The organism is Mycobacterium sp. 3519A (assembly GCF_900240945.1).
Classification (GTDB): Bacteria; Actinomycetota; Actinomycetes; order Mycobacteriales; family Mycobacteriaceae; genus Mycobacterium.
On sequence record NZ_OESG01000014.1, the window covers coordinates 818,210 to 839,374 of the forward strand.

20 protein-coding genes and 2 pseudogenes are annotated in these 21,165 nt (G+C 64.4%); 21 read left to right on the top strand and 1 reads right to left on the bottom strand.

What is annotated here, in order from left to right:
* Positions 1 to 171 precede the first annotated feature (171 nt).
* The 12 genes and pseudogenes from C1A30_RS25030 (at position 172) to C1A30_RS25075 (ending at position 11,592) form a co-directional block, all read left to right on the top strand.
* The gene (locus tag C1A30_RS25030) at positions 172 to 3,261 is read left to right on the top strand and encodes a replicative DNA helicase (RefSeq protein ID WP_200828421.1); all 3,090 of its coding nucleotides are present in this window, start codon (positions 172 to 174) and stop codon (positions 3,259 to 3,261) included.
* Positions 3,262 to 3,659: 398 nt separating this feature from the next.
* Positions 3,660 to 4,088 carry a hypothetical protein gene (locus C1A30_RS35830; RefSeq protein ID WP_200828422.1) on the top strand — a complete coding sequence of 143 codons (429 nt, stop codon included), beginning with the start codon at positions 3,660 to 3,662 and terminating at the stop codon, positions 4,086 to 4,088.
* 33 nt (positions 4,089 to 4,121) lie between these two features.
* A pseudogene (locus C1A30_RS35835) lies at positions 4,122 to 4,271 on the top strand (replicative DNA helicase); the annotation flags it as partial.
* A gap of 74 nt (positions 4,272 to 4,345) precedes the next feature.
* A complete protein-coding gene (locus C1A30_RS36370; protein WP_255413257.1) occupies positions 4,346 to 4,477 on the top strand; it encodes a hypothetical protein in 132 nt (43 codons plus the stop codon).
* Between the two features lie 18 nt (positions 4,478 to 4,495).
* Positions 4,496 to 4,822 (top strand): hypothetical protein, encoded by a 327-nt coding sequence (locus tag C1A30_RS25040; RefSeq protein ID WP_235010182.1) that lies wholly within the window; start codon positions 4,496 to 4,498, stop codon positions 4,820 to 4,822.
* Between the two features lie 6 nt (positions 4,823 to 4,828).
* Complete coding sequence (locus C1A30_RS25045; RefSeq protein WP_101951018.1) at positions 4,829 to 5,347, top strand: nucleotide exchange factor GrpE; 519 nt, start codon at positions 4,829 to 4,831, stop codon at positions 5,345 to 5,347.
* Positions 5,348 to 5,353: 6 nt separating this feature from the next.
* On the top strand, positions 5,354 to 6,268 hold the full coding sequence (locus tag C1A30_RS25050) for a DnaJ C-terminal domain-containing protein (RefSeq protein ID WP_101951019.1): 915 nt from the start codon (positions 5,354 to 5,356) through the stop codon (positions 6,266 to 6,268).
* A complete protein-coding gene (locus C1A30_RS25055; protein ID WP_101951020.1) occupies positions 6,265 to 6,582 on the top strand; it encodes a chaperone modulator CbpM in 318 nt (105 codons plus the stop codon). Before C1A30_RS25050 ends, C1A30_RS25055 begins: the two co-directional genes overlap by 4 nt.
* Positions 6,564 to 9,188 carry an ATP-dependent chaperone ClpB gene (gene clpB / locus C1A30_RS25060; protein ID WP_101951021.1) on the top strand — a complete coding sequence of 875 codons (2,625 nt, stop codon included), beginning with the start codon at positions 6,564 to 6,566 and terminating at the stop codon, positions 9,186 to 9,188. Before C1A30_RS25055 ends, clpB begins: the two co-directional genes overlap by 19 nt.
* Positions 9,189 to 9,201: 13 nt before the next feature.
* Positions 9,202 to 9,654 carry a thioredoxin gene (trxA, locus tag C1A30_RS25065; RefSeq protein ID WP_101951022.1) on the top strand — a complete coding sequence of 151 codons (453 nt, stop codon included), beginning with the start codon at positions 9,202 to 9,204 and terminating at the stop codon, positions 9,652 to 9,654.
* The gene (locus tag C1A30_RS25070) at positions 9,651 to 9,914 is read left to right on the top strand and encodes a UBP-type zinc finger domain-containing protein (RefSeq protein WP_101951023.1); all 264 of its coding nucleotides are present in this window, start codon (positions 9,651 to 9,653) and stop codon (positions 9,912 to 9,914) included. Before trxA ends, C1A30_RS25070 begins: the two co-directional genes overlap by 4 nt.
* A complete protein-coding gene (locus C1A30_RS25075; RefSeq protein ID WP_101951024.1) occupies positions 9,907 to 11,592 on the top strand; it encodes an FAD-dependent oxidoreductase in 1,686 nt (561 codons plus the stop codon). Before C1A30_RS25070 ends, C1A30_RS25075 begins: the two co-directional genes overlap by 8 nt.
* A 71-nt stretch (positions 11,593 to 11,663) precedes the next feature.
* On the opposite strand, the gene C1A30_RS25080 is transcribed toward C1A30_RS25075, so the two are convergent.
* On the bottom strand, positions 11,664 to 12,692 hold the full coding sequence (locus tag C1A30_RS25080; protein WP_101951025.1) for an aldo/keto reductase: 1,029 nt from the start codon (positions 12,690 to 12,692) through the stop codon (positions 11,664 to 11,666).
* A gap of 131 nt (positions 12,693 to 12,823) precedes the next feature.
* Here C1A30_RS25080 and C1A30_RS25085 point away from each other — a divergent pair, with 131 nt between their 5' ends.
* The 9 genes and pseudogenes from C1A30_RS25085 to C1A30_RS36180 all read left to right on the top strand — a co-directional run bounded on the left by C1A30_RS25085 (position 12,824) and on the right by C1A30_RS36180 (position 20,659).
* The gene (locus C1A30_RS25085) at positions 12,824 to 13,390 is read left to right on the top strand and encodes a TetR/AcrR family transcriptional regulator (RefSeq protein WP_101951026.1); all 567 of its coding nucleotides are present in this window, start codon (positions 12,824 to 12,826) and stop codon (positions 13,388 to 13,390) included.
* Positions 13,391 to 13,607: 217 nt separating this feature from the next.
* The gene (locus tag C1A30_RS25090; RefSeq protein WP_101951027.1) at positions 13,608 to 14,606 is read left to right on the top strand and encodes a substrate-binding domain-containing protein; all 999 of its coding nucleotides are present in this window, start codon (positions 13,608 to 13,610) and stop codon (positions 14,604 to 14,606) included.
* 8 nt (positions 14,607 to 14,614) lie between these two features.
* Positions 14,615 to 15,610, top strand: coding sequence for an ABC transporter permease (locus C1A30_RS25095; RefSeq protein WP_101951028.1), 996 nt, complete (start codon positions 14,615 to 14,617; stop codon positions 15,608 to 15,610).
* A complete protein-coding gene (locus tag C1A30_RS25100; protein ID WP_101951029.1) occupies positions 15,607 to 16,389 on the top strand; it encodes an ATP-binding cassette domain-containing protein in 783 nt (260 codons plus the stop codon). The genes C1A30_RS25095 and C1A30_RS25100 overlap by 4 nt, the downstream gene beginning before the upstream one ends.
* Positions 16,367 to 17,287: a PfkB family carbohydrate kinase gene (locus C1A30_RS25105; RefSeq protein WP_101951030.1), complete on the top strand. Its 921-nt coding sequence runs from the start codon at positions 16,367 to 16,369 to the stop codon at positions 17,285 to 17,287. Before C1A30_RS25100 ends, C1A30_RS25105 begins: the two co-directional genes overlap by 23 nt.
* Positions 17,284 to 17,934 carry a nucleoside/nucleotide kinase family protein gene (locus C1A30_RS25110; RefSeq protein ID WP_101951031.1) on the top strand — a complete coding sequence of 217 codons (651 nt, stop codon included), beginning with the start codon at positions 17,284 to 17,286 and terminating at the stop codon, positions 17,932 to 17,934. The genes C1A30_RS25105 and C1A30_RS25110 overlap by 4 nt, the downstream gene beginning before the upstream one ends.
* A 5-nt stretch (positions 17,935 to 17,939) precedes the next feature.
* Entirely contained in the window at positions 17,940 to 18,929 is a 990-nt protein-coding gene (locus tag C1A30_RS25115) for a LacI family DNA-binding transcriptional regulator (RefSeq protein ID WP_235010367.1), read from the top strand.
* A gap of 388 nt (positions 18,930 to 19,317) precedes the next feature.
* Positions 19,318 to 19,611, top strand: a pseudogene (locus C1A30_RS25120) (intein-containing replicative DNA helicase); the annotation flags it as partial.
* Between the two features lie 904 nt (positions 19,612 to 20,515).
* Positions 20,516 to 20,659: a trypsin-like peptidase domain-containing protein gene (locus C1A30_RS36180; RefSeq protein ID WP_235010183.1), complete on the top strand. Its 144-nt coding sequence runs from the start codon at positions 20,516 to 20,518 to the stop codon at positions 20,657 to 20,659.
* Positions 20,660 to 21,165: the final 506 nt, after the last annotated feature.

Genomic DNA, 21,165 nt, shown 5'->3' on the forward strand with positions numbered 1-21,165 from the left:
CCACAACTTCATGAACAGGGCCACTTTGTAGGGGTCCTAGCAACGTCTAGCGTTGGCCGTCGCGGGCCGTTGTTCGAGGCTTGCCAGGGGGAATTGTCGGTCGACGCCCCTATAGTCAAGTGGCAGACTATCGAATGTACGTTCGATCTGGTGGAAGGGGTGAGTCGCTCCGTGGCTGTCGTGGATGACCTCGGCCATTCGGGTATGGACTCGCCGCCTCCCAGTGAGGACTACGGTCGGCAGCCCCCTCAGGACAATGCGGCCGAGATGTCCGTGCTGGGCGGCATGCTGCTGAGCAAGGACGCGATCGCCGACGTCCTGGAGAAGCTGCGGCCCGGTGACTTCTATCGCCCGGCGCATCAGAACGTCTACGACGCGATCCTCGATCTGTACGGCCGCGGTGAACCGGCTGATGCGGTGACGGTGGCGGCCGAGTTGGATCGGCGTGGCCTGTTGCGCCGGATCGGCGGGGCGCCGTATCTGCACACGCTGATCTCCACGGTGCCGACGGCGGCCAACGCGGGGTATTACGCGGGCATCGTGGCGGAAAAGGCGCTGCTGCGCCGGCTGGTGGAGGCGGGCACCCGGGTCGTGCAGTACGGCTATGCCGGCGCCGACGGCGCGGACGTCAACGAGATCGTGGACCGGGCGCAGTCGGAGATCTACGACGTCACCGAGCGGCGCACGACGGAAGACTTCGTGCCGCTCGAGGAACTGTTGCAGCCCACCATGGACGAGATCGATGCGATCGCGTCGCAGGGCGGTATCGCGCGCGGCGTTCCGACGGGCTTCGTCGAACTCGACGAGGTGACCAACGGCCTGCACGCCGGTCAGATGATCATCATCGCGGCGCGGCCGGGTGTGGGGAAGGCGCTCAAGCTCGACACCCCGTTGCCGACGCCGTCGGGTTGGACCACCATGGGAGACGTCGCGGTGGGCGATCTGTTGCTCGGCGCCGACGGCCAGCCCACCAAGGTGGTCGCCGCCACCGACGTGATGCTCGGCCGGCCGTGCTATGAGGTCGAATTCTCCGACGGCACAGTCATTGTCGCGGATGCCGCGCACCAGTGGCCGACGGGCTACGGGATCAGGACCACCGCGGAACTGCGCGCCGGTGTGGACACCATCGCGGCGGCCGGTTCGATGGCGCGCTACCACGGGGCTGCGACGACGTTGATGGCGCCGGTGCTGCAGATCGACGCGGTGCGGCGGGTGCGTACGGTTCCGGTGCGGTGTGTGGAGGTGGACAACAGCGCGCATCTCTATCTGGCTGGCCGGGGCATGGTACCGACGCACAACTCAACGCTCGGTTTGGATTTCATGCGGTCGTGCTCGATCAAGCACCATCTGCCGAGCGTCATCTTCAGTCTGGAAATGAGTAAGTCCGAGATCGTGATGCGGCTGTTGTCGGCGGAGGCGAAGATCAAGCTCGCCGACATGCGGTCGGGCCGGATGAGCGACGACGACTGGACGCGGTTGGCCCGTCGGATGAGCGAAATCAGCGAAGCGCCTTTGTATATCGACGATTCGCCGAACCTCACGATGATGGAGATTCGGGCGAAGGCCCGGCGGCTTTCCCAAAAAGCCGGTCTCCGTTTGATTGTCGTCGACTATATGCAGCTGATGACGTCGGGCAAGAAGTACGAATCGCGTCAGCAGGAAGTGTCGGACTTCTCGCGCAGCCTGAAGCTGATGGCCAAGGAACTCGATGTTCCAGTCGTGGCGATCAGCCAGCTGAACCGTGGACCGGAGCAGCGCACCGACAAGAAGCCCATGGTGTCTGACCTGCGTGAGTCGGGCTGCCTCACGGCGAATACGCGAATCCTGCGGGCCGACAACGGTGCCGAGGTGACCTTCGGTGAGCTGATGCGGACGGGGGAGCGGCCGTTGGTGTGGTCGCTGGACGAGCGCAAGCGGATGGTTGCGCGCCCGATGACCAACGTCTTCTACAGCGGTCATAAGGAAGTCTTCAAGATGCGCTTGGCCTCTGGGCGCGAGATCGAGGCGACAGCGAATCACCCGTTCATGACGTTGGACGGGTGGACGCCGCTCGGGGAGCTCCAAGTCGGTGACCGGCTGGCGGTGCCGCGGCGGGTGCCTGAACCTGTTGACACGCAACGCATGGACGAGTCACAGGTCATCCTGCTGGCGCACATGATCGGTGACGGCTCGTGTGTGAAGCGGCAGCCGATCCGATACGCGAGTATCGACGAGCAGAATCTCGTGGCGGTCTCGAAGGCCGCGCAGCATTTCGGAGTCACTGCCATCCGCGACGAGTATGAGGCCGCGCGGGTCACGACGCTGCGGTTGCCGGCGCCGTATCGGTTGACTCACGGGAAGCGGAATCCGATCGCCGCCTGGCTGGATCGGCTGGGGCTGTTCGGCAAGCGCAGTTACGAAAAGTTCGTTCCTGCCGAGATTTTCGGACTACCGAATGATCAGATCGCGTTGTTCCTACGCCATCTATGGGCGACCGACGGCTCCGTGCGGTGGGACAACAAGAACGGCCAGGCGCGGATCTATTACGCCACAACGAGCCGGCGGCTTGCAGACGATGTGGCAGCACTATTGCTGCGACTCGGTATCGGTGCCCGTACTTATCGCGCGCGCAAGACGGGTTACCGGGACTCCTGGCATGTCCAGATTTCGGGAGCAGACAATCAAATTCGTTTCCTGCGAAGTGTGGACGCGCATGGCGAGAAGTTCTTCGCCGCAAGGCAGGTTCTCACCCAGCTGGAAAAGATCGAACGCGGCAGAGTGTCTTCGGACACCGTGCCGAAGGAGGTGTGGACGCACGTTCGGGACGCGGTCGCTGCGAAGCAAATGACACACCGCGAGTTCGCTCGAATGATGAACACCCAGTTCTGCGGTTCGACGATGTGGAAGCACAGTGTTGGCCGCCGACGTCTGCACAGAGCTGCTGCGATCCTCGACAACGAAAAGCTCCATGATCTCGCGACCAATGACGTCATGTGGGACAAGATCGTCGAGATCACCAGCATCGGTGCGCAAGATGTCTACGACGGGACGGTCGACGGCACGCATAATTTCGTTGCTAATTTAATTAGCTTACATAATAGTCTCGAACAGGATGCCGATATGGTCATACTTTTGCATCGGCCGGATGCGTTCGAGCGTGACGACCCGCGCGGCGGTGAAGCGGACCTGATCCTGGGCAAACATCGCAACGGCCCGACAAAGACGATTACCGTTGCGCACCAACTGCATTTGTCGCGCTTCACCAACATGGCCAAGGCGTAAGCCGCGGCCTCTCGGCCGCAACAGATTTCGCCAAGCAAGCGGTGTCGGTAGGTCCCGGTAGCCTCCGGTCATGACCGGAGGGGACAATTGCAGTTTGGCGCATGACGGTCCGCCGCTACAGCAGATGCGAGTGGCGCGGGCAGACAACGGGTTCGAAGTTCCACTGGACCAATTGGCGCAGCGACAGGATGCGGCTTGCCAGGCGACGCGTGGGTGGGCGCATTGTGTCATCTCGGCAGGAGGTCTTCCGGTTGAGCCTTGCCTCGGGGCGTGAACTCGAACTCCCATCGGCGCAACAAGTCCGGAAGGTCGATGGCTGGAAACCCGTGACTGAGTTGAGCGTTGGCAGCAGGGTAGCGGTTGTCCGCCGGCTGTCCGAGCCGACCTGGACTACTCGGATGGACGATTCGGAGGTCATCCTGTTGGCGCACATGATTGGTGACGGTTCGTGCGTCAAACGACAGCCGATTCGATACGCATCAATTGACGAAGCCAACCTGATGGCTGTGACGGTTGCGGCCGCGCACTTCGGCGTGACAGCGATCCGCGATGATTATGCGGCCGCGCGCGTCACGACGTTGCGGTTACCCGCCCCGTTTCGCTTGACGCACGGAAAGCGCAATCCGATCGCGGAGTGGCTGGATGGTCTCGGCCTCTTTGGATTGCGCAGTTACGAGAGCGACTGCACCGGTTGTCGGTCATTCTGGAGGATCCGGTATTACACGACTTGGCGACGAACGACATCTATTGGGACAAGGTGGTCGGCATCGCGCATTTGGGTGAGCGGCACGCGTGCGTCATCGACGGAGCCGAACGCCATCCTGTGACCGCGCAGGGCCTGGTAGTGCGCTAGCGAATGGTTACATCGGCCGGATGCCTTCGAGCATGACGATCCGCGCGGAGGTGAAGCGGACCTGATCTTGGGCAAGCGCCGCAACGGCCCCACCAAGACGATTACCGTTGCGCACCAACTGCATTTGTCCCGCTTCACCAACATGGCCAAGGCGTAAACGCCCACCCTCCGTTCTCAAGATGTCATCTCCACGTCATCGCGCGACGAGCAGGGGCATCACAGCGTCATCGCATGCGCAGGCGGGCAATCACCCCGACGCAGGATCAGGAATTGATCCGCCAGCCACACCAAAGCCGGACCGTTCGGATCTACGCCGGGGAGAAGGTCAAGCATCGAATAGGCATCACCTACGCACTGCGCTAGAAAGTCCCGTTCCTTCTTGTGCCGAGCAGGGCATCACCATGCTTACGCAGCTGCTCGTCCTCACGGCGGTGCGCCTCGGTCGAGCGCCGGCTCACCGAGCTGGGCGAGTCCGCGGCGCCGCACGACCGGGCCCGCGCCGAGATGTTGGTCGCCGACGCGCGTCAAGCCATCAAGGAAGACGCACCGATGGACCGCGTGCAGTCGCTGACGTCCGAACTGCAGCAGGTGCTGTACGGCTTGCAACCCATGCCGACCGGTGGCGGCAACGGCCACTCGGCCGCCGACGGCCAGGGCCCTGTTGTCGGTGACGACGACGTGGTCGACGCCGAGTTCGACCGGAGCTGAGCCGCAATGGTCAGCCCCGCAGAGCATTCCAACGCCGAGCAGGACGGTGACCGGGTAGCCGACAACCAACCAGAAGAGGTTGTGTCTCAACGTGATTCCGAGCTGGCTCAGCTCGAGGACCGCTGGCGGCGCGCCGCCGCCGATCTGGACAATTTGCGCAAGCGGTATGCCCGCGAATTGGACCGGGAACGAGCTACCGAACGATCCAGAGTGGCCGGCGCATGGCTGCCCATCGTGGACGACCTGGAGCGGGCCATCAGTCATGCCGGTGACCAGTCCGATGCGGTCGTCGCGGGCGTGCGGAGCATTCTCGATCAAGCGCTACAGGTCCTCGAGCGGCTCGGCTATCCGCGCGACGCGGAAGCAGGGGTCCCCTTCGACCCGGAGCGTCACGAGGTGGTCGGTGTGGTGGACCAGCCGGACAGCGCGCCCGGCACGGTTGTCGAAGTGCTTCGACCGGGCTACGGCGAAGGTTCGAGGCAGCTGCGGCCGGCGGCCGTGGTGGTCAGTCGACGCGGAGAGTGATGCTACGTGGCCCGCGACTACTACGAAGTGCTCGGGGTGTCGCGGGACGCCACCACCGATCAGATCCAGCAGGCGTTTCGCACATTGGCGCGCAAGTATCATCCCGACGTCAACAAGGATCCAGCGGCCGAAGACCGGTTCAAGGAGATCAACGAGGCCTATCACGTACTGTCGGACTCCGAGACCCGCAGGCGCTACGACCGATTCGGCGAAGACTTCCGTAAGGTTCCCGAGGACTGGGATGAGCGGGTGGGCGCCGGTGCGGGTGGCTTCCGCGGGGGAGGCCCGTCCGGTGCGCGGGTGCGCTACGGCCAGGGTTTCGGCGGCGCAGGCGGCATCAACATCGAAGACCTTTTCGGCGACATGTTCGGCGGCAGTGGCGGATTCGGGCCGATTCCGGGCGCTGACCAGGAAGCGGTGCTGGAGCTGACCGTCGAGGAGGCCTACCGGGGTGGCAAACGGCAGATCTCACTGGATGGTCGCAACTATTCGGTCAACATCCCCGCCGGTGTCATCGATGGTCAACGGATCCGGTTGGCCGGAGAGGGCGGCAGGGGCAGCCGCGATGGACCGGCCGGAGATCTCTACCTGGTGGTGCGCATCATGCCTCATCCCCGGTTCCGGCTCGACGGCCGCAATATCATCGTCGATCTGCCGGTGTCGCCGTGGGAGGCGGTACTGGGCACCACCGTCGCTATTCGGACTCCCGGCGGCGAAGCCAAAGTCAAGGTGCCGCAAGGGTCCTCGACCGGGCGTCGGTTGCGGCTGCGCGGTGAAGGTATGCCAAACCCGCGCGGCGCCGCAGGTGACCTGTACGCCGAAATCAAGGTGATGGTGCCGCCCAAACCGACCGCACGGGAACGCGAGCTGTTCAAGCAACTGGCTGCCGAATCCACGTTCGACCCCAGGAGGGGACGATGACCGCTCCACGGTATGTGCTGGCGCGGCGCCCCGAAATGCAGCTCGACGTCTTCGCGACACGCTGCGGGCTGCATCCCGACATGGTGCGCCGGTTGGTTGCACTGGGCCTGCTGCCGTGCAGCCAGGATGCCCGCGGGCAGCCGCGGTTTGCCCCGTCTGCATTGGCCACAGTGGCTCGCATCCAGCGGCTGCGAACAGGTTTGGGACTGAACTACGCGGCGATCGGGCTGGTGCTCGATCTTCTGGACCGCATCGACGAACTGGAATCAGCGTCTCGCCGAAGGAGGACATCGCTGTGGACATCAACAAGCTGACGCAGAAGTCACAGGAGGCGTTGGCCGACGCTCAGAGCATCGCAACCCGGATGGGTCACACCGAGGTCGACGGCGAACACTTGTTGATGGCGCTGATCGACCAGCCCGAGGGGCTGGTACCCCGGTTGCTGGATCAGACCGGCGCCGACTCCGCGGTGCTGCGCGCGGACTTGGAGCGCGAGTTGAACCGGCGCCCGAAGGTGAGCGGCCCGGGCGCCACGCCGGGCCAGGTCTCTGTCACCAGGCGCCTGGCGAACGTTCTGGAAGCCGCCGAGCGGGAAGCCAAGCGACTCAAGGACGAATACGTATCGGTGGAGCACCTTGTCATCGCTCTCGCAGAAGAGGGCTCGGCGAGCGCCGCCGGACGGATTCTGGCCTCCCACAACGTGACTCGGGATTCCTTTCTCACTGCGCTGACCAAGGTCCGCGGCAACCAGCGGGTCACCTCCGCGACCCCCGAGGGTGCCTACGATGCGCTGCAGAAGTACGGCCGCGACCTAGTGGCCGAAGGGCGTGCAGGCAAGTTGGATCCGGTGATCGGACGCGACGCCGAAATCCGCAGGGTGATCCAAATCCTGAGCCGCAAGACCAAGAACAACCCCGTGCTCATTGGCGACCCCGGCGTCGGTAAGACCGCGATCGTCGAAGGGCTCGCCCAGCGCATCGTGCGTGGTGACGTCCCAGAGGGCTTGCGCGACAAGACAATATTTTCCCTCGACATGGGCTCACTGGTGGCAGGGGCGAAGTACCGCGGCGAGTTCGAGGAACGCCTGCAAGCGGTGCTGTCAGAGGTGAAGGCCGGCGAGGGCCAGATCCTGCTGTTCGTCGACGAGCTGCATACCGTGGTCGGCGCCGGGGCGACGGAGGGGTCCCTGGACGCCGGCAACATGCTCAAGCCGATGCTCGCCCGCGGCGAACTGCACATGATCGGCGCAACCACCCTCGACGAATACCGTAAGCACATCGAAACGGATGCTGCGCTGGAGCGACGGTTCCAGACCGTGCTGGTCGACGAACCTGACGTCGAGGACACCATTTCGATTCTGCGCGGGCTGCGCGAACGCCTCGAGGTGTTTCACGGGGTGAAGATCCAGGATGCCGCACTGGTGGCTGCGGCAACCCTGTCGCACCGCTACATCACCGACCGCTTCCTGCCCGACAAGGCCATCGACCTGGTGGACGAGGCGTGTGCGCGGCTGCGCACCGAAATCGACTCCATGCCAGCGGAGTTGGATGAGATCACTCGTCGAGTCACCCGGCTCGAGATCGAGGAGGCGGCGCTGGCAAAGGAGACCGACGCAGCGAGTAAGGGCCGCCTCGAGGAACTACGCAAAGAACTGGCCGATCTACGAGCGGAGGCCGATTCCCGGCACGCGCAATGGGATGCCGAACGGCAGGCCATCCGGCGGGTGCAGGAACTGCGCGGACAACTCGAGCAGCTGCGACACGAGGCCGAAGAAGCCGAACGCAACTACGACCTCAACCGTGCAGCCGAGTTGCGCTACGGCCAGATCACCGAACTGGAACGCAAACTGCAGGCGGCCGAGGAACAGCTGAGGTCCAAGCAGGGCGAAAAACCGCTGCTGCGCGAAGTCGTCACCGAAGACGAGATCGCCGAAATCGTGGCCGCATGGACCGGCATACCGGTCGCGCGCTTGCAGGAGGGCGAACGGGAAAAGCTGCTGCGGCTCGACGAAATACTGCACGAGCGGGTGATCGGCCAGGACGAAGCGGTCCAGCTGGTCGCCGATGCAGTGATTCGGGCCCGATCCGGCATCCGGGACCCGCGCCGCCCGATCGGCTCGTTCATCTTCCTCGGGCCCACCGGGGTCGGTAAGACCGAGCTCGCCAAGACGTTGGCCGCCGCGTTGTTCGACAGCGAGGACAACATGGTCCGGCTTGACATGAGTGAGTACCAGGAGCGGCACACGGTGAGCCGATTAGTCGGTGCGCCACCGGGATACGTCGGCTACGAGGAGGGCGGTCAGCTCACCGAAGCTGTGCGTCGCAAGCCCTACTCGGTGGTGCTGCTCGACGAGATCGAAAAGGCGCACGCCGACGTGTTCAACACCCTGCTGCAAGTGCTCGACGACGGCCGGCTGACCGATGCACAGGGACGTCAGGTCGACTTCCGCAACACGGTGGTCATCATGACCTCCAACATCGGCTCGCACCACCTGCTCGACGGCGTCAGCGCGGACGGCGAAATCAAGCCCGACGCGCGTGACCGGGTGATGGCCGAACTACGCGGCCACTTCCGGCCCGAATTCCTCAACCGCGTCGACGACATCGTGTTGTTCACGCCGCTGTCGATGCCGCAGCTCGAACGGATCGTCGAATTGCAGCTGGCGGAGCTGCGGGATCGGTTGGCGGAAAGGCAGATCGAGCTCGACATCACGCCGGACGCTCGCCGGATGATCGCCGAACACGGCTACGATCCGGTGTACGGGGCGCGGCCGTTGCGCCGCTACATTGCCCACGAGGTGGAGACGAAGATCGGCCGGGCATTGTTGCGCGGCGACGTCGCGGGCGGCGGCAAGATCCGTATCACAGTGGACAGCGGCGAACTCGCCGTGGGGTATTCGGAACCGGCAATGGCGGCGTGACGGAGAACATCCCATGGCAACAAATATCCTGACGTGCCCACACTGCGGAAAACGCAACCGAGTAGCCGCGGCAGGGACAGGGAGGCCGCGGTGCGCCAACTGTCATCAGTGGCTGCCGTGGATCGCCGAGGCCGGCGACTCAGACTTCGCTGACGTCGCCGAAAAGTCCTCGGTCCCAGTACTTGTCGACCTGTGGGCGACGTGGTGTGGACCGTGTCGCATGGTGAGCCCGGCGCTGGAACAGCTCGCCACCGAACGCGCCGGACAACTCAAACTGGTCAAGGTCGACGTGGACAAAGCACCGGCAATCTCGCAGCGATTCGGGGTGCAGGCGGTGCCGACTCTGCTGCTTCTCGACCGGGGGCAAGTACTTGGACGCCAGGCAGGCGCTGCTCCCGTTGCGGCGCTACGCAAATGGCTCGACCAGACGCTGTCGGCCGACAGCGCGAAGGAGGCACGGTCATGACGTCGGCGATGATCGACCCGGATGTGGCGGCGATCCGCAACGTGAGCCCACGCGCGGACGGCTGCGAGGAATGCCTGCGGCTCGGCACACCGTGGGTTCACCTGCGGCTGTGCCTGACATGCGGGCACGTCGGCTGCTGTGACTCGTCACCGATGCGGCATGCTCGGGCCCACGCATACACCGTGGGCCACCCGATCGTGCAGTCCATGGAGCCGGGGGAGATGTGGCGCTGGTGCTACGTCCATGAGAACTATGTCTGAGGACGTCGCCGACCAGCCTGCGTCGACTCCGCTGCCGGAAACCCCGGACGTCTACGGCGCGTACCCGCGATTGTCCGACGAACAGATTGCCCCTCTCGAGGTTGGCGGCGCCCGGCGCGCGGTGGGCGCGGGCGAAACGCTTGTCCGCGAGGGTGAGCGCTCCGACTACTTCTTCGTCATTCTGTCCGGCAAGGTCGCCGTCACCACTACCGACGATGAAGGCAACCGGCATGTAATCCGGGTGCATGGTCCCGGGCGGTTCCTTGGAGAGCTGGGCGATCTGGAAGGTCAGGCCGCTTTCTACACCGCCGAAGTGGTCGAACCCGGCGAAGTACTCGTGGTACCGACCGATCGGGTGCGGGCACTGGTTGCCCACGATCCCGTGCTCAGTGACCTCATCCTGCGCGCGTACCTGGTGCGTCGCTCATTGCTGATCCAGGACGGCACCGGGTTCCGGATCATCGGCTCCTGTTATGACCCCGACACCGCGCGGCTGCGGGAGTTCGCGGCGCGAAACCGGCTACCGCACAGATGGATTGACCTGGAACGTGACAAACACGCCGAGCGGCTGCTGCAGCGGTTCGGAGTATCGCCCCAAGACACCCCGGTGGTGATCTGGGGCGGTGAAGTGCTGCGCAACCCGACCAACACCGAGCTGGCCCGCCGGGTCGGGCTGCCGGTCCCCGACACAGTGCCCGACGAATCCGACGTCGTCGTGGTAGGCGCTGGGCCGGCCGGGCTGGGCGCGGCGGTGTACGGCTCCTCGGACGGTCTGACCACTGCGGTCATGGAGCGGATCGCAACCGGAGGGCAGGCCGGGACGTCATCGAGAATCGAGAACTACCTCGGATTCCCGGGTGGCATCTCAGGTGCCGACCTAGCCGAACGGGCCGTCCTACAGGCCGGCAAGTTCGGCGCGCGGATCATGATCTCGGCGGAGGTCACACGGCTGGAATCCGACGGCGGACACCACCTGCTCCGACTCGCCGATCAAGCGCCGCTGATCGCCCGTGCCATCGTGATTGCCACGGGAGCGCGGTATCGCAAGCTCGCCGTACCGGGGATCGAATCGTACGAGGGCAACGGCGTGTACTACGCCGCCACCTTCCAAGAGGCGTTGATGTGCGGTACGGGGCCCGTCGTCATCGTCGGGGGTGGTAACTCGGCGGGGCAGGCGGCGATCTTCCTCGCCGCGCGGGTTGCGAAGGTGTACGTGCTGATCCGCGCCGATGACCTGAACAAAAGCATGTCCCGATATCTTGTCGACCAGATCCACCAGCACCCGCGAGTGACCGTGCGGTCTTGTACCGAGATCCGGGAGGTGCACGGAGACGGTGCGCTGACGGCGGTGGTGGCCGAGGATAAACGGACCGGCGAGCATCATGTGATCGAGACCCGCGCGCTGTTCGTTTTCATCGGCGCGGATCCCAATACCTCGTGGCTCGCCGGCGCTCTCGAACTCGACGACCACGGCTTTGTGCCGACCGGCCAGGCCGCGCTGTATTCGGACACCGGCGAGCAGGGACGAACGCAACGCCAGCCGCTGATGTTGGAGACCAGTCGGCCCGGTGTGTTCGCGGCAGGCGACGTCCGGCGCGGCTCGGTCAAACGGGTGGCCTCCGCAGTCGGCGAGGGATCCATGGCGATCCGCCAGATCCACGAGTACTTCGGCACCTGATCGCTTGCGTTTCGTGTATTCGGGGTCAGAACTAACCGCCGCGCCGACAGCTGGCGCATTTTCGCGATCGGTCAGATCGCAGACCGGGCGCTCAGTGGCCGACGACGCAGTTCGGTGAGCTGGATAGCCGGAGGAACGAAGGCCTGAATCAATGTCCCGCCGACGTCGGTGCCGGGCGGGACGATCTCGTCGATGCGATCGAGCACGTCGTCGGTCAGCGTCACGTCGAGGCCGGCGAGCAAGTGGTCGAGTTGCCCGATGGTGCGTGATCCCAGAATGGCGCTGGACACCCCTGGGTGGCTGATCGCAAACGCCATGGCCATGTGCGGCATCGACAGACCAGCCTCGTCGGACAGTGCCACCAGTTGCTCCACGATGTCGAGACGATGTTCGTCGCGGAAGGTCTCGTTGAGTGGCGCGCGGTGCGAATCAGTCTGCTGACCCTTGCGGACGCGGCCGGTGAGCATGCCCTGTGCCATGGGCCCCCACACCAGGACACCGACGCCGTCGCGCTGGGCCAGGGGCAGGATCTCGGCTTCGATGCCGCGATTGAGGATCGAATACGGAGGCTGTTCGGTGCGGAATCGATGCAACCCGCGGCGCTCGGCGACCCAGCGGGCTTCGACGAAAACGGAGGTCGGCGTATTCGAGGATCCGATCACGCGGACCTTTCCGCTATGGACGAGGTCGGACAGCGCCGAGAGCACCTCCTCGATGTCGGTGTCGGGATCGAGGCGGTGAATCTGATAGACGTCGAGGTAATCGGTCTGCAGCCTGCGCAGCGAGTTCTCGACCGCGGTCATGATCCAGCGGCGAGAGGTGCCGCGCTGGTTGGGATCATCGCCGAGGGGGCGGCCGAACTTGGTCGCGAGCACGACACGGTCGCGTCGACCCTTGAGCGCCTTGCCCACGACTATTTCGGAATCGCCGTAGACATCCGCGGTGTCGACGAGATTGATTCCCGCGGCGAGCGCCTTGTGAATGATGCGGATGGATTCGTCGTGGTCGGGGTTGCCGATCTTGGGCACCCCGAACATCATCGCGCCGAGGGCGTATGGGCTGACCTTGATACCGGTTCGGCCGAGCGGACGGTAATGCATGACCTATCTCCTTGGGCGCATGGCGATCATGGGGCCAACCGGTAGTCTGGAATATCCGGAACAGGCTTCCACAAAAATACGGAACGTCATTCCGGAACGCAACCGGTGGCGGAAGACGGGAGGCGACTCGCATGGGTGAGCGCCGCAAGCGTGTTGACGCTCAGCGCAACATCGGCGCACTGCTCGAGGCGGCCAAGGAGGTATTCGCCCAGTCGGGAGTGGATGCCCCGGTCAAAGAGATCCTCGACGCGGCCGGTGTCGGGGCGGGGACGTTGTATCGGCACTTCCCGCAGCGCTCCGATCTGATCGCCGCCGTGCTGGCGCACGAGATCGACGAGTGTGCCGACGCCGGCCCGGTGCTGAGCGCAGCGCACGAGCCAGCCAAGGCGCTATCTCTCTGGCTGCAGCGCTTCACCGAGTTCGTCGCGACGAAACGCGGGCTCGCCAGTGCGCTGCACTCCGGCGATCCGGCGTTCGCCGCGCTGCCCGGGTACTTCCTTCAGCGTCTCGAACCCGTTGTCGAACAACTGATTACAGCCGCAGTCGGCACCGGCGCCATCCGTGGCAATGTGGCGGCCAGGGACCTGTTGTACGCCGTTGCCCTGCTGTGCCAACCGGTGCCAGGCGAAGGCGTTGCTTACAACCAGCGGATGGTGGAGATCTTCATCGATGGGCTGCGCGACCCGTCGGCAGGCTGAGTTCCGTACCGCGGATGGAATGGAATTCCCGCCGACGTCCGGACGATCCGAAGCCGCATCACGCACCAGCACGGCGAGACGGTCCTCGGTCCGATCGATACCCGGTTGAACTGCCCGGAGAATTTCACGCAAGCGCATGCGCAAGCGCTTGCGTCAGCTCTAAGCTCCTGCAGAGACGCGGCGCGACCGGCGTCGCTTCAGGCGACAGGGAGCTCACATGTTCGGAAAGGCCAAGAAGAGCACGCTCACGGTCGGGACTGTCCTGATGGCAGGCTCGCTGGTTCTCGGTCTGACCGCCTGCGGCGGGTCGGGTTCGGACAGCGTCAAGGTTGGCCTGATCACCAAGACGGATTCGAATCCGTACTTCGTGAAATTGCGTGAGGCTGCGCAGGCGCAAGCCGACAAAGACGGTGCCCAGCTGATCGCGGTCGCCGGCGCGTTCGACGGTGACAACGAAGGCCAGGTCACGGCCATCGAGAACATGATCGGCCAGGGTGTAAAGGGCATCCTGATCACCCCGAACTCCTCCACTGGCGTGCTCGACGCGATCAAGAAGGCGCGCGACGCGGGCGTCGTCGTGATCGCACTCGACACCGCAACCGACCCCGAGGACGCCGTCGACGCCACGTTCGCCACCGACAACAAGGCCGCGGGCGTGGCCCAGGGCAAGTGGGTCAAGGCGGCGCTGGGCAACACCCCGCCTCAGGTCGTGATGCTCGACGGCACGCCGGGCGGCACCGTCGACACCTTCCGCCACGACGGGTTCCTCGAGGGCTTCGGTCTCACCGAGAACTCGCCGGAGATCGTGGGGCGGGAGAACACCAACGGCGACCAGACCAAGGCGCAGACCGCGATGGAGAACCTGCTGCAACGCGCCCCGGGCGTCAACGCGCTCTACACGATCAACGAACCGGCCGCCGCCGGTGCCTACCAGGCGATCCAGTCCGCCAACAAGGCCGGTCAGGTCACCATCGGGTCGATCGACGGCAGCTGCACCGGGGTCGCCGACGTCAAGGCCGGCAAGATCGGGGCGACGGTGATGCAGTTCCCGGCCAAGATGGCCGAACTCGGCGTGCAGGCGGTGGTCAAGTTCGCCAAGGACGGCACCAAACCCAGCGGGTTCAACGACACCGGTTCGCAGCTCATCACGGACAAGCCCGTTGCCGGCCTGGAGTCCAAGGACAGCGCCTGGGGCGCACAGAACTGCTGGGGCTGAACACTTCCATGACCACCACCGCTCCCCCGACCGCGACGCCACCGGTGGCGCGCCGTCTCAACGTGGCCGGCCTGCTGCGGGAACCGCTGGTCGGTCCGCTGGCGGCGCTCGTCATCGCCATCGTCATCTTCAGCTCGGTCTCGGACTCGTTCCTCAACCCACAGAACGTGTCGCTGATCCTGCAGCAGTCGGTGGTCGTCGGCATACTGGCCGTCGGCCAGACGCTGATCATCCTCACCGCAGGCATCGATCTGTCGATCGGCGCGGTGGCCGTGTTCGGCACCATCGTGATGGCCCAGACCGCAGGCGCCGGTGGACCGTTCCTCGCGCTGGGCGCCACGCTACTGGTGTGCGTGGCGTTCGGTGCGATCAACGGCGGACTCGTCACGACCCTGCGATTGCCGCCGTTCATCGTCACGTTGGGAACGTTCACCGCGATACTGGCGGGCACCCGCCTGCTCGCTGGCAGCGAGACCTACCGCGTGGAGCCCGGGCCGCTCACGTTCCTCGGCACGTCGTTTCGCATCGGGACGTTCTCGACGACGTACGGCGTGGTCGCGATGCTGCTGGTGTACGCCGTCGTGTGGTACGCGCTGTCCCAAACCGCTTGGGGCAAGCATGTTTACGCCGTCGGCGGCAATCCGCAGGCGTCGGATCTGTTGGGCGTCAAGTCGGGACGGGTGTTGTTCAGCGTCTACATCGTGACGGGCCTGATCGCGGCGATCGCCGCATGGGCCGCGCTGGGCCGCATACCCAACGCCGACCCGAACGCCTATCAGAACGCCAATCTCGAGACGATCACCGCGGTCGTCATCGGCGGAACCAGTCTGTTCGGTGGCCGCGGTGGTGTCGGCGGCACATTGGTGGGCATGCTGATCGTCGCCGTTCTCCGCAACGGCCTCACCCAGGCCGGGGTCGACAGCCTCTACCAGAACATCGCCACCGGCATCCTCGTGATCGTGGCGGTCGCGGTGGACCAATTCGCGCGCAGGAGGTCACAATGACCGGAGCGCCCGTTCTCGAAGCGCGCGGACTTGTCAAGAAGTACGGCAACGTGACCGCGATCAACGGAGCCGACTTCGAACTCCGCGCCGGAGAGGTCCTGGCGGTCGTCGGCGACAACGGCGCCGGAAAGTCCAGTCTGATCAAGGCTTTGGCGGGTGCGATCGTTCCGGACGCGGGTGAGATCTTCATGAACGGCAAGCGCGTGTCGTTCAGGAACACCCGAGACGCCAGAGCGGCCGGAATCGAAACGGTCTACCAGGATCTCGCGGTGGTGCCGGCACTCGACATCGCATCGAATCTCTACCTTGGCCGGGAGATCCGGCGAAAAGGCTTCGCGGGCAAGCTTTTCCGTCGGATGGACATGCCCAGGATGCGCCAGGACGCCTCGCAGCACCTCACGGACCTGAAGATCGGCATCAAGTCGGTTGGCCAGGCCGTGGAGACACTGTCGGGCGGGCAGCGGCAAGGCGTCGCGGTGGCGCGGGCCGCGGCGTTCGGCCGCGGCGTGATCATCATGGACGAGCCGACCGCGGCCCTCGGCGTGCGGGAATCCGGTCAGGTCATCGACCTGATCAAATCGATTCGCGACCGGGGCATCCCGGTAGTGCTCATCAGCCATGACATGCCACACGTGTTCGAGGTGTCCGACCGGATCCACATCCACCGGCTCGGGCAACGTGCGGGAGTGGTCGATCCGAAAAAGCGCTCGATGTCCGAGGTCGTCGCGCTCATGACCGGTGCAGAGGAGCCGACTGATGAGGAACGCGCCGGTCTCTGAGAGAACCCCCGTCGGGGTCTTCGTCGGCTTGGCGACCCTCGATGTGATTCACCGCATCGCGAAACCACCTGCAGTGAACGAGAAGATCACGTCGACCGCTCAGTTCGTCGCCGCGGGTGGGCCGGCCGCTATCGCGGCCGTCACCTTCGCAGCGCTGGGTGGCAACGCGATCCTCGTGACCGCCCTTGGCGACGATCCGGTAGCAGGGTTGGTTCGCGCCGACCTTGCTGCGTATCGCGTCAGCGTTGTCGACGCGGCCGCAGGGACGAACCGAGCCGTGCCCGTCTCCGCCGTGTCGGTCGTCGAATCGACGGGCGACCGATCTGTCGTCTCGCTCGACGCCGTGAGCTCCGATGCGTCGCCCCCGACGAACCTTGCTGATCGCGTAGCCGGTGCCGACGTGGTGCTCGTCGACGGGCACCACCCATTGATCGCCCGTGCTGCCGTTCGACATGCCGCAGCACGCGGGACCACGCTCGTCGTCGACGCCGGCCGATGGAAACCCGTGATGGCCGACATCGTTGCGCACGCGACGGACATGGTGTGCTCCCACGATTTCCGAACGCCGGGCGCCGACACCCCGGAGGCCACCGCCGCGACGCTGGCCGGCAGCGGTGTGCGCACCGTCGTCATCACGCACGGCGGCGATCCCGTCCAATGGTGGTCGGATGGCGAGTCCGGATCCGTGCCGGTGCAACCGGTGGCGGTGGTCGACACACTGGGCGCCGGCGATGTCTTCCACGGCGCATATTCCTTCTACTCGACCCAAGCCGACAGCGGTGTTGCCGAGCGCATCGATCGCTCGGCTCGCGTTGCAGCACTACGGTGTTCGGTGGTCGGCCCGCGGGCGTGGCTGAGCAAACTCTCTAGTGAACAGACCCGGAAGCGAGAACGGTGACCATCGAGCAGGATGTGCAGGACGTCACACTCGACCAGCTCGTCGAGTGGGCAAAGGCGCTTGTCGTTCCCGGCGAACGCCGCATCCTCGGTCTCACCGGTGCTCCTGGAGCCGGGAAATCGACCGTCGCAGATCACCTCGTCACAGCCCTGGGTCCGGACGTCGCCGTGCTCGTCCCGATGGACGGTTTTCATCTGGCCAACGAAGTACTGCTCGACCTGGGGCGCCGGCAGCGCAAGGGCGCGCATGACACATTCGACGACGGTGGGTATGCACGGTTGATCGCGACGCTTCGGGCGCAGCGCGTGGACGACCCGGTCGTGTACGCACCGCGGTTCCGACGCGAGATCGAAGAGGCGATCGCCTCCTCGATTCCTATCCCTGCCACGGTGCCTCTGGTCGTCACCGAGGGCAACTACCTCCTCCTGGAGTGCGACGCGTGGCCTACAGCGAGGGCCGCTATCGACGAAGTCTGGTTCTTGGCCCTCGACACCGAAGTTCGCCATGCTCGGCTGCTGCGCCGCCACGAGGCGTACGGCAAGTCCCCGGAGGACGCGGCGCGCTGGGCTCTCGGACCCGACGAGCGCAATGCCCAGTTGATCGAGTCGACCGCGTGTCGCGCGGACCGGATCGTGCGTCTCCCGTGACCACGATGGGCGATGTCGCCCGGATCGCGGGCGTCTCTGCATCCACGGTCTCGCACGTGCTCAATGGCACGCGCAAGGTCAACACGGCTACACGCTTGCGCGTCGAAGCGGCCATCGAGGCGACCGGTTACCGGCGCAACGTCGTCGCGCGTTCGCTCGCGGCCGGTCGCACGCACACGGTCGGGCTCTCGATCTCCGCGTTGACGAACCCGTATTTCGGGAATCTGGTTCACGCCGTGGAACGGGCCCTGTCGGACGCCGGTTATGTGCTGGTCGTGGGAGATTCGCACGACGAAGTGGAGTCGGAGAAGCGCGTGATCGACTCGCTTCTGGACCGCAAGGTGGACGGGATGATTGTGGCACCCGCGGCCGGGTCAGAGCGGATCACTCTCCCCGAAATCACCCGTACGGGAACGCCGCTGGTTCTGATCGATCGCCGCGCCGACATCGAGTGCGACCAGGTCGGCTCGGAGAACTTCCTCTCGGCACGGTCGTTGTCCGAGCACCTGCTCGACCTCGGTCACCGTCGGATCGCAGTCGTCCGCGGCCGTCCCGGGATTTCCTCCACCACCGAGCGATTCGACGGTTACCTCGCAGCACTCGCGGATCGCGGTATCGTGGTCGACGCCGATTTGATCCTCGATGGCGACTCCAATATGGACGTGGCGAAACGTCAAGTCCGCGCATTGATGTCGGGCGACGACCGGCCCACCGCACTAGTGTCGATGAACAACGCCATGACTATCGGAACACTCAAAGCCATTCGTAGTCTTGGCTTGTCGGTTCCCGGTGACGTGGCGTTCGTCTGCTACGACGACTTCGAATGGTCGGATCTCTTCGAACCCAAGCTTACTGCGGCAGCGCAGGATGTCGAAACGATCGGCGCCACTGCGGTCCGATTGCTACTGGGCCGCGTTCAGGGACATGATGGGCCGCCGCAACATATTCAGGTCCCAACGACCTTCCATCACCGCAATTCGTGCGGATGCCCCTGACCCGCCCCGCGCCTTCGGCCCTGTTTGCTTCGGCGGTTGCGCCGAAAAAAGTTGTGCAGCTTTGGATCATGTTCTCACTAACGGAGCAGGGATGTCACAGGGACGAAACCACTGAAACAGGGAACGCTGTCACGACACACGGTTGCCGCCCGAGTTAACCACGCGAATCAGCTCGTACCGAAGGATGACACGACTATGAGACAGATCGGGGATGACATCACGTGAGACGACCTGCGTTGCTGCATCTCAACGCGTCTCAGTAGGACACGACGTATGAGAACCGACAGCGGCGTCTCGCTCGGCTATGTAGCGACCTGTACGTGGGCGCAACAAATTTCGCCATTTTAAGCGGTTTGGCAGTAGGGTAGCCGTCGTCCGCTGACTGTCCGAACCCTCTTGGACCACTCGGATGGACGATTCCGAGGTAATCCTGTTGACGTACATGATTGGTGACGGTTCATGCGTCAGACGACAGCCGATTCGATACGCATCAATTGACGAAGCCAATCTGATTGCTGTGACGGTTGCGGCCGCGCACTTCGGCGTCACAGCGATCCGCGATGATTACGCGGCTGCGCGCGTCACGACGTTGCGGTTACCAGCCCCGTTTCGGTTGACGCACGGAAAGCGCAACCCGATCGCGCAGTGGCTGGATGGTCTAGGCCTCTTTGGTTTGCGCAGCGCCGGACAGCTATGTGTCACCCGGCCGGGCTGACCACCGGCACTCACGCCTGCGGTCTTAGGACCCACCCACTGGGTGGACAAAGCTTGAGAAATTCCGGCGTGGACACGCCCTGAGAATGGCGCAGTAAGACTCACTCGAAGGATGTGCTGGTGGACATAGAAACTGAGAAGCCACACAAATGGAGCTGAGAGACGCCGCAAAGCCGTTGTCTATCATCACATTAGCGTTCAGGTGTCGCGTTTCCAGCCGACCTCATCGCATGTTATCGGCGATGTCCTAGGGTTCTATGGCGGAAGTCGCATCGATAACTGTCAACGGATTCACAGACCGCCCTGATGACGAATGGCACGGTAGCCGGCCGCCCTGCGTTGTCGGTAAAACAGCCGTATCCGGTGCCGGTGATGTTAAGGATGCCGGCGTTCTTCTGCGCTTCAGCCTCGCCGACACCGCCTCACCAAACGCTACCAGTGAAACGGTTCAGCCGACGGAACTTCACGTACTGCACTTCGGAGTCCTGCGCCTACGCCACCGTGGCGGTGAAGCCCGACGTGGCGTCAACAGTTTCAACAGTGAGCGCCGACGCGACCTGTGGCGCATCACAAAGTGCGGGTCTCCTATCGGCCTGTCGCCGATCACTGCCACGGCTGTATTCTGCAGACGTTCGGCATGTGTTCGTTTTGGTGGTTTACCGGCACATCCTGGGGCGAGCGCAATGAGCGCGAGACTCAAAGCGGCAGAGCCGCGCGTCCTCAAGTCAGAAATCAGGGTTTCACAGCTTCGAAACGAAAAACCTGCCCGCACCCCACTTTCGGACTGAGCTGCCGCAGCGGGGTGAGCCCGCCGTCGCGATCGGCAGCCCACTCGGGTTCCAAGGCACGGTGTCCGCCGGGGCGATTTCCGGGTGCACCGCGACGTTCCCGGTTCAGCACCGCAGCCTCCTTCGCTGGCGGACCTGACCCAGACCGCTGCGCCGATCAGTGCGGGGAACTCCGGCGGTGCCCTCCTCGATCATCAAGGCACGGTCGTCGGCATCAAGGAGGTCTAAATTCCCCCGGTGTCGGAGCGGTTTCCATTGGTTTCGCCATCCCCTCGGCAACAGTGCTCGAAGTGACTGCACAGCAGCCAGGCGTGTCCTGTCATTCTTCGTTGCGTCTCGACAGCAAATAGCAAGAACTGGGCACGGCGGTGGCCATCGTGGCGGTGCTGCGCCAATGAATGGCTGTACGGAACCCACTGCGGGACAGCGTGAGACGTATTGATGATTCGTCCGCGTCGGGACGAATCGGCGTAGGAACCCGTCTGTTGCACGACGGCGAGCGGCGCGACATCGTCGAAGCCCGTGCCGGTAAGAAGGAAATGGGCCATTGCTCAGCGGTGTTGCAGGTGTGATTTCTAGGATCGCTTGTGGCTCAGTATATTTTGTTCCGTAGCGGTGAGGTCGCTCGATAAGGTCATCGTCTAGCGGGGCTGAATCCGCCTGCACTGCAACCGGAGCGCCCTCATGCATGACGCGCAGTGCGCTGAACGTCCGATGCGCGGGTGTGGTGGCTT

Coding starts and splice junctions, on each gene's coding strand:
- C1A30_RS25100 (WP_101951029.1), top strand. CDS start 15,607: ATGACCGGAGCGCCCGTTCTCGAAGCGCGCGGACTTGTCAAGAAGTAC.
- C1A30_RS25090 (WP_101951027.1), top strand. CDS start 13,608: ATGTTCGGAAAGGCCAAGAAGAGCACGCTCACGGTCGGGACTGTCCTG.
- C1A30_RS25105 (WP_101951030.1), top strand. CDS start 16,367: ATGAGGAACGCGCCGGTCTCTGAGAGAACCCCCGTCGGGGTCTTCGTC.
- trxA (WP_101951022.1), top strand. CDS start 9,202: ATGGCAACAAATATCCTGACGTGCCCACACTGCGGAAAACGCAACCGA.
- C1A30_RS25115 (WP_235010367.1), top strand. CDS start 17,940: ATGGGCGATGTCGCCCGGATCGCGGGCGTCTCTGCATCCACGGTCTCG.
- C1A30_RS25085 (WP_101951026.1), top strand. CDS start 12,824: ATGGGTGAGCGCCGCAAGCGTGTTGACGCTCAGCGCAACATCGGCGCA.
- C1A30_RS25080 (WP_101951025.1), bottom strand. CDS start 12,692: ATGCATTACCGTCCGCTCGGCCGAACCGGTATCAAGGTCAGCCCATAC.
- C1A30_RS36370 (WP_255413257.1), top strand. CDS start 4,346: ATGCGCAGGCGGGCAATCACCCCGACGCAGGATCAGGAATTGATCCGC.
- C1A30_RS35830 (WP_200828422.1), top strand. CDS start 3,660: ATGGACGATTCGGAGGTCATCCTGTTGGCGCACATGATTGGTGACGGT.
- C1A30_RS25070 (WP_101951023.1), top strand. CDS start 9,651: ATGACGTCGGCGATGATCGACCCGGATGTGGCGGCGATCCGCAACGTG.
- C1A30_RS25075 (WP_101951024.1), top strand. CDS start 9,907: ATGTCTGAGGACGTCGCCGACCAGCCTGCGTCGACTCCGCTGCCGGAA.
- C1A30_RS25055 (WP_101951020.1), top strand. CDS start 6,265: ATGACCGCTCCACGGTATGTGCTGGCGCGGCGCCCCGAAATGCAGCTC.
- C1A30_RS25045 (WP_101951018.1), top strand. CDS start 4,829: ATGGTCAGCCCCGCAGAGCATTCCAACGCCGAGCAGGACGGTGACCGG.
- C1A30_RS25095 (WP_101951028.1), top strand. CDS start 14,615: ATGACCACCACCGCTCCCCCGACCGCGACGCCACCGGTGGCGCGCCGT.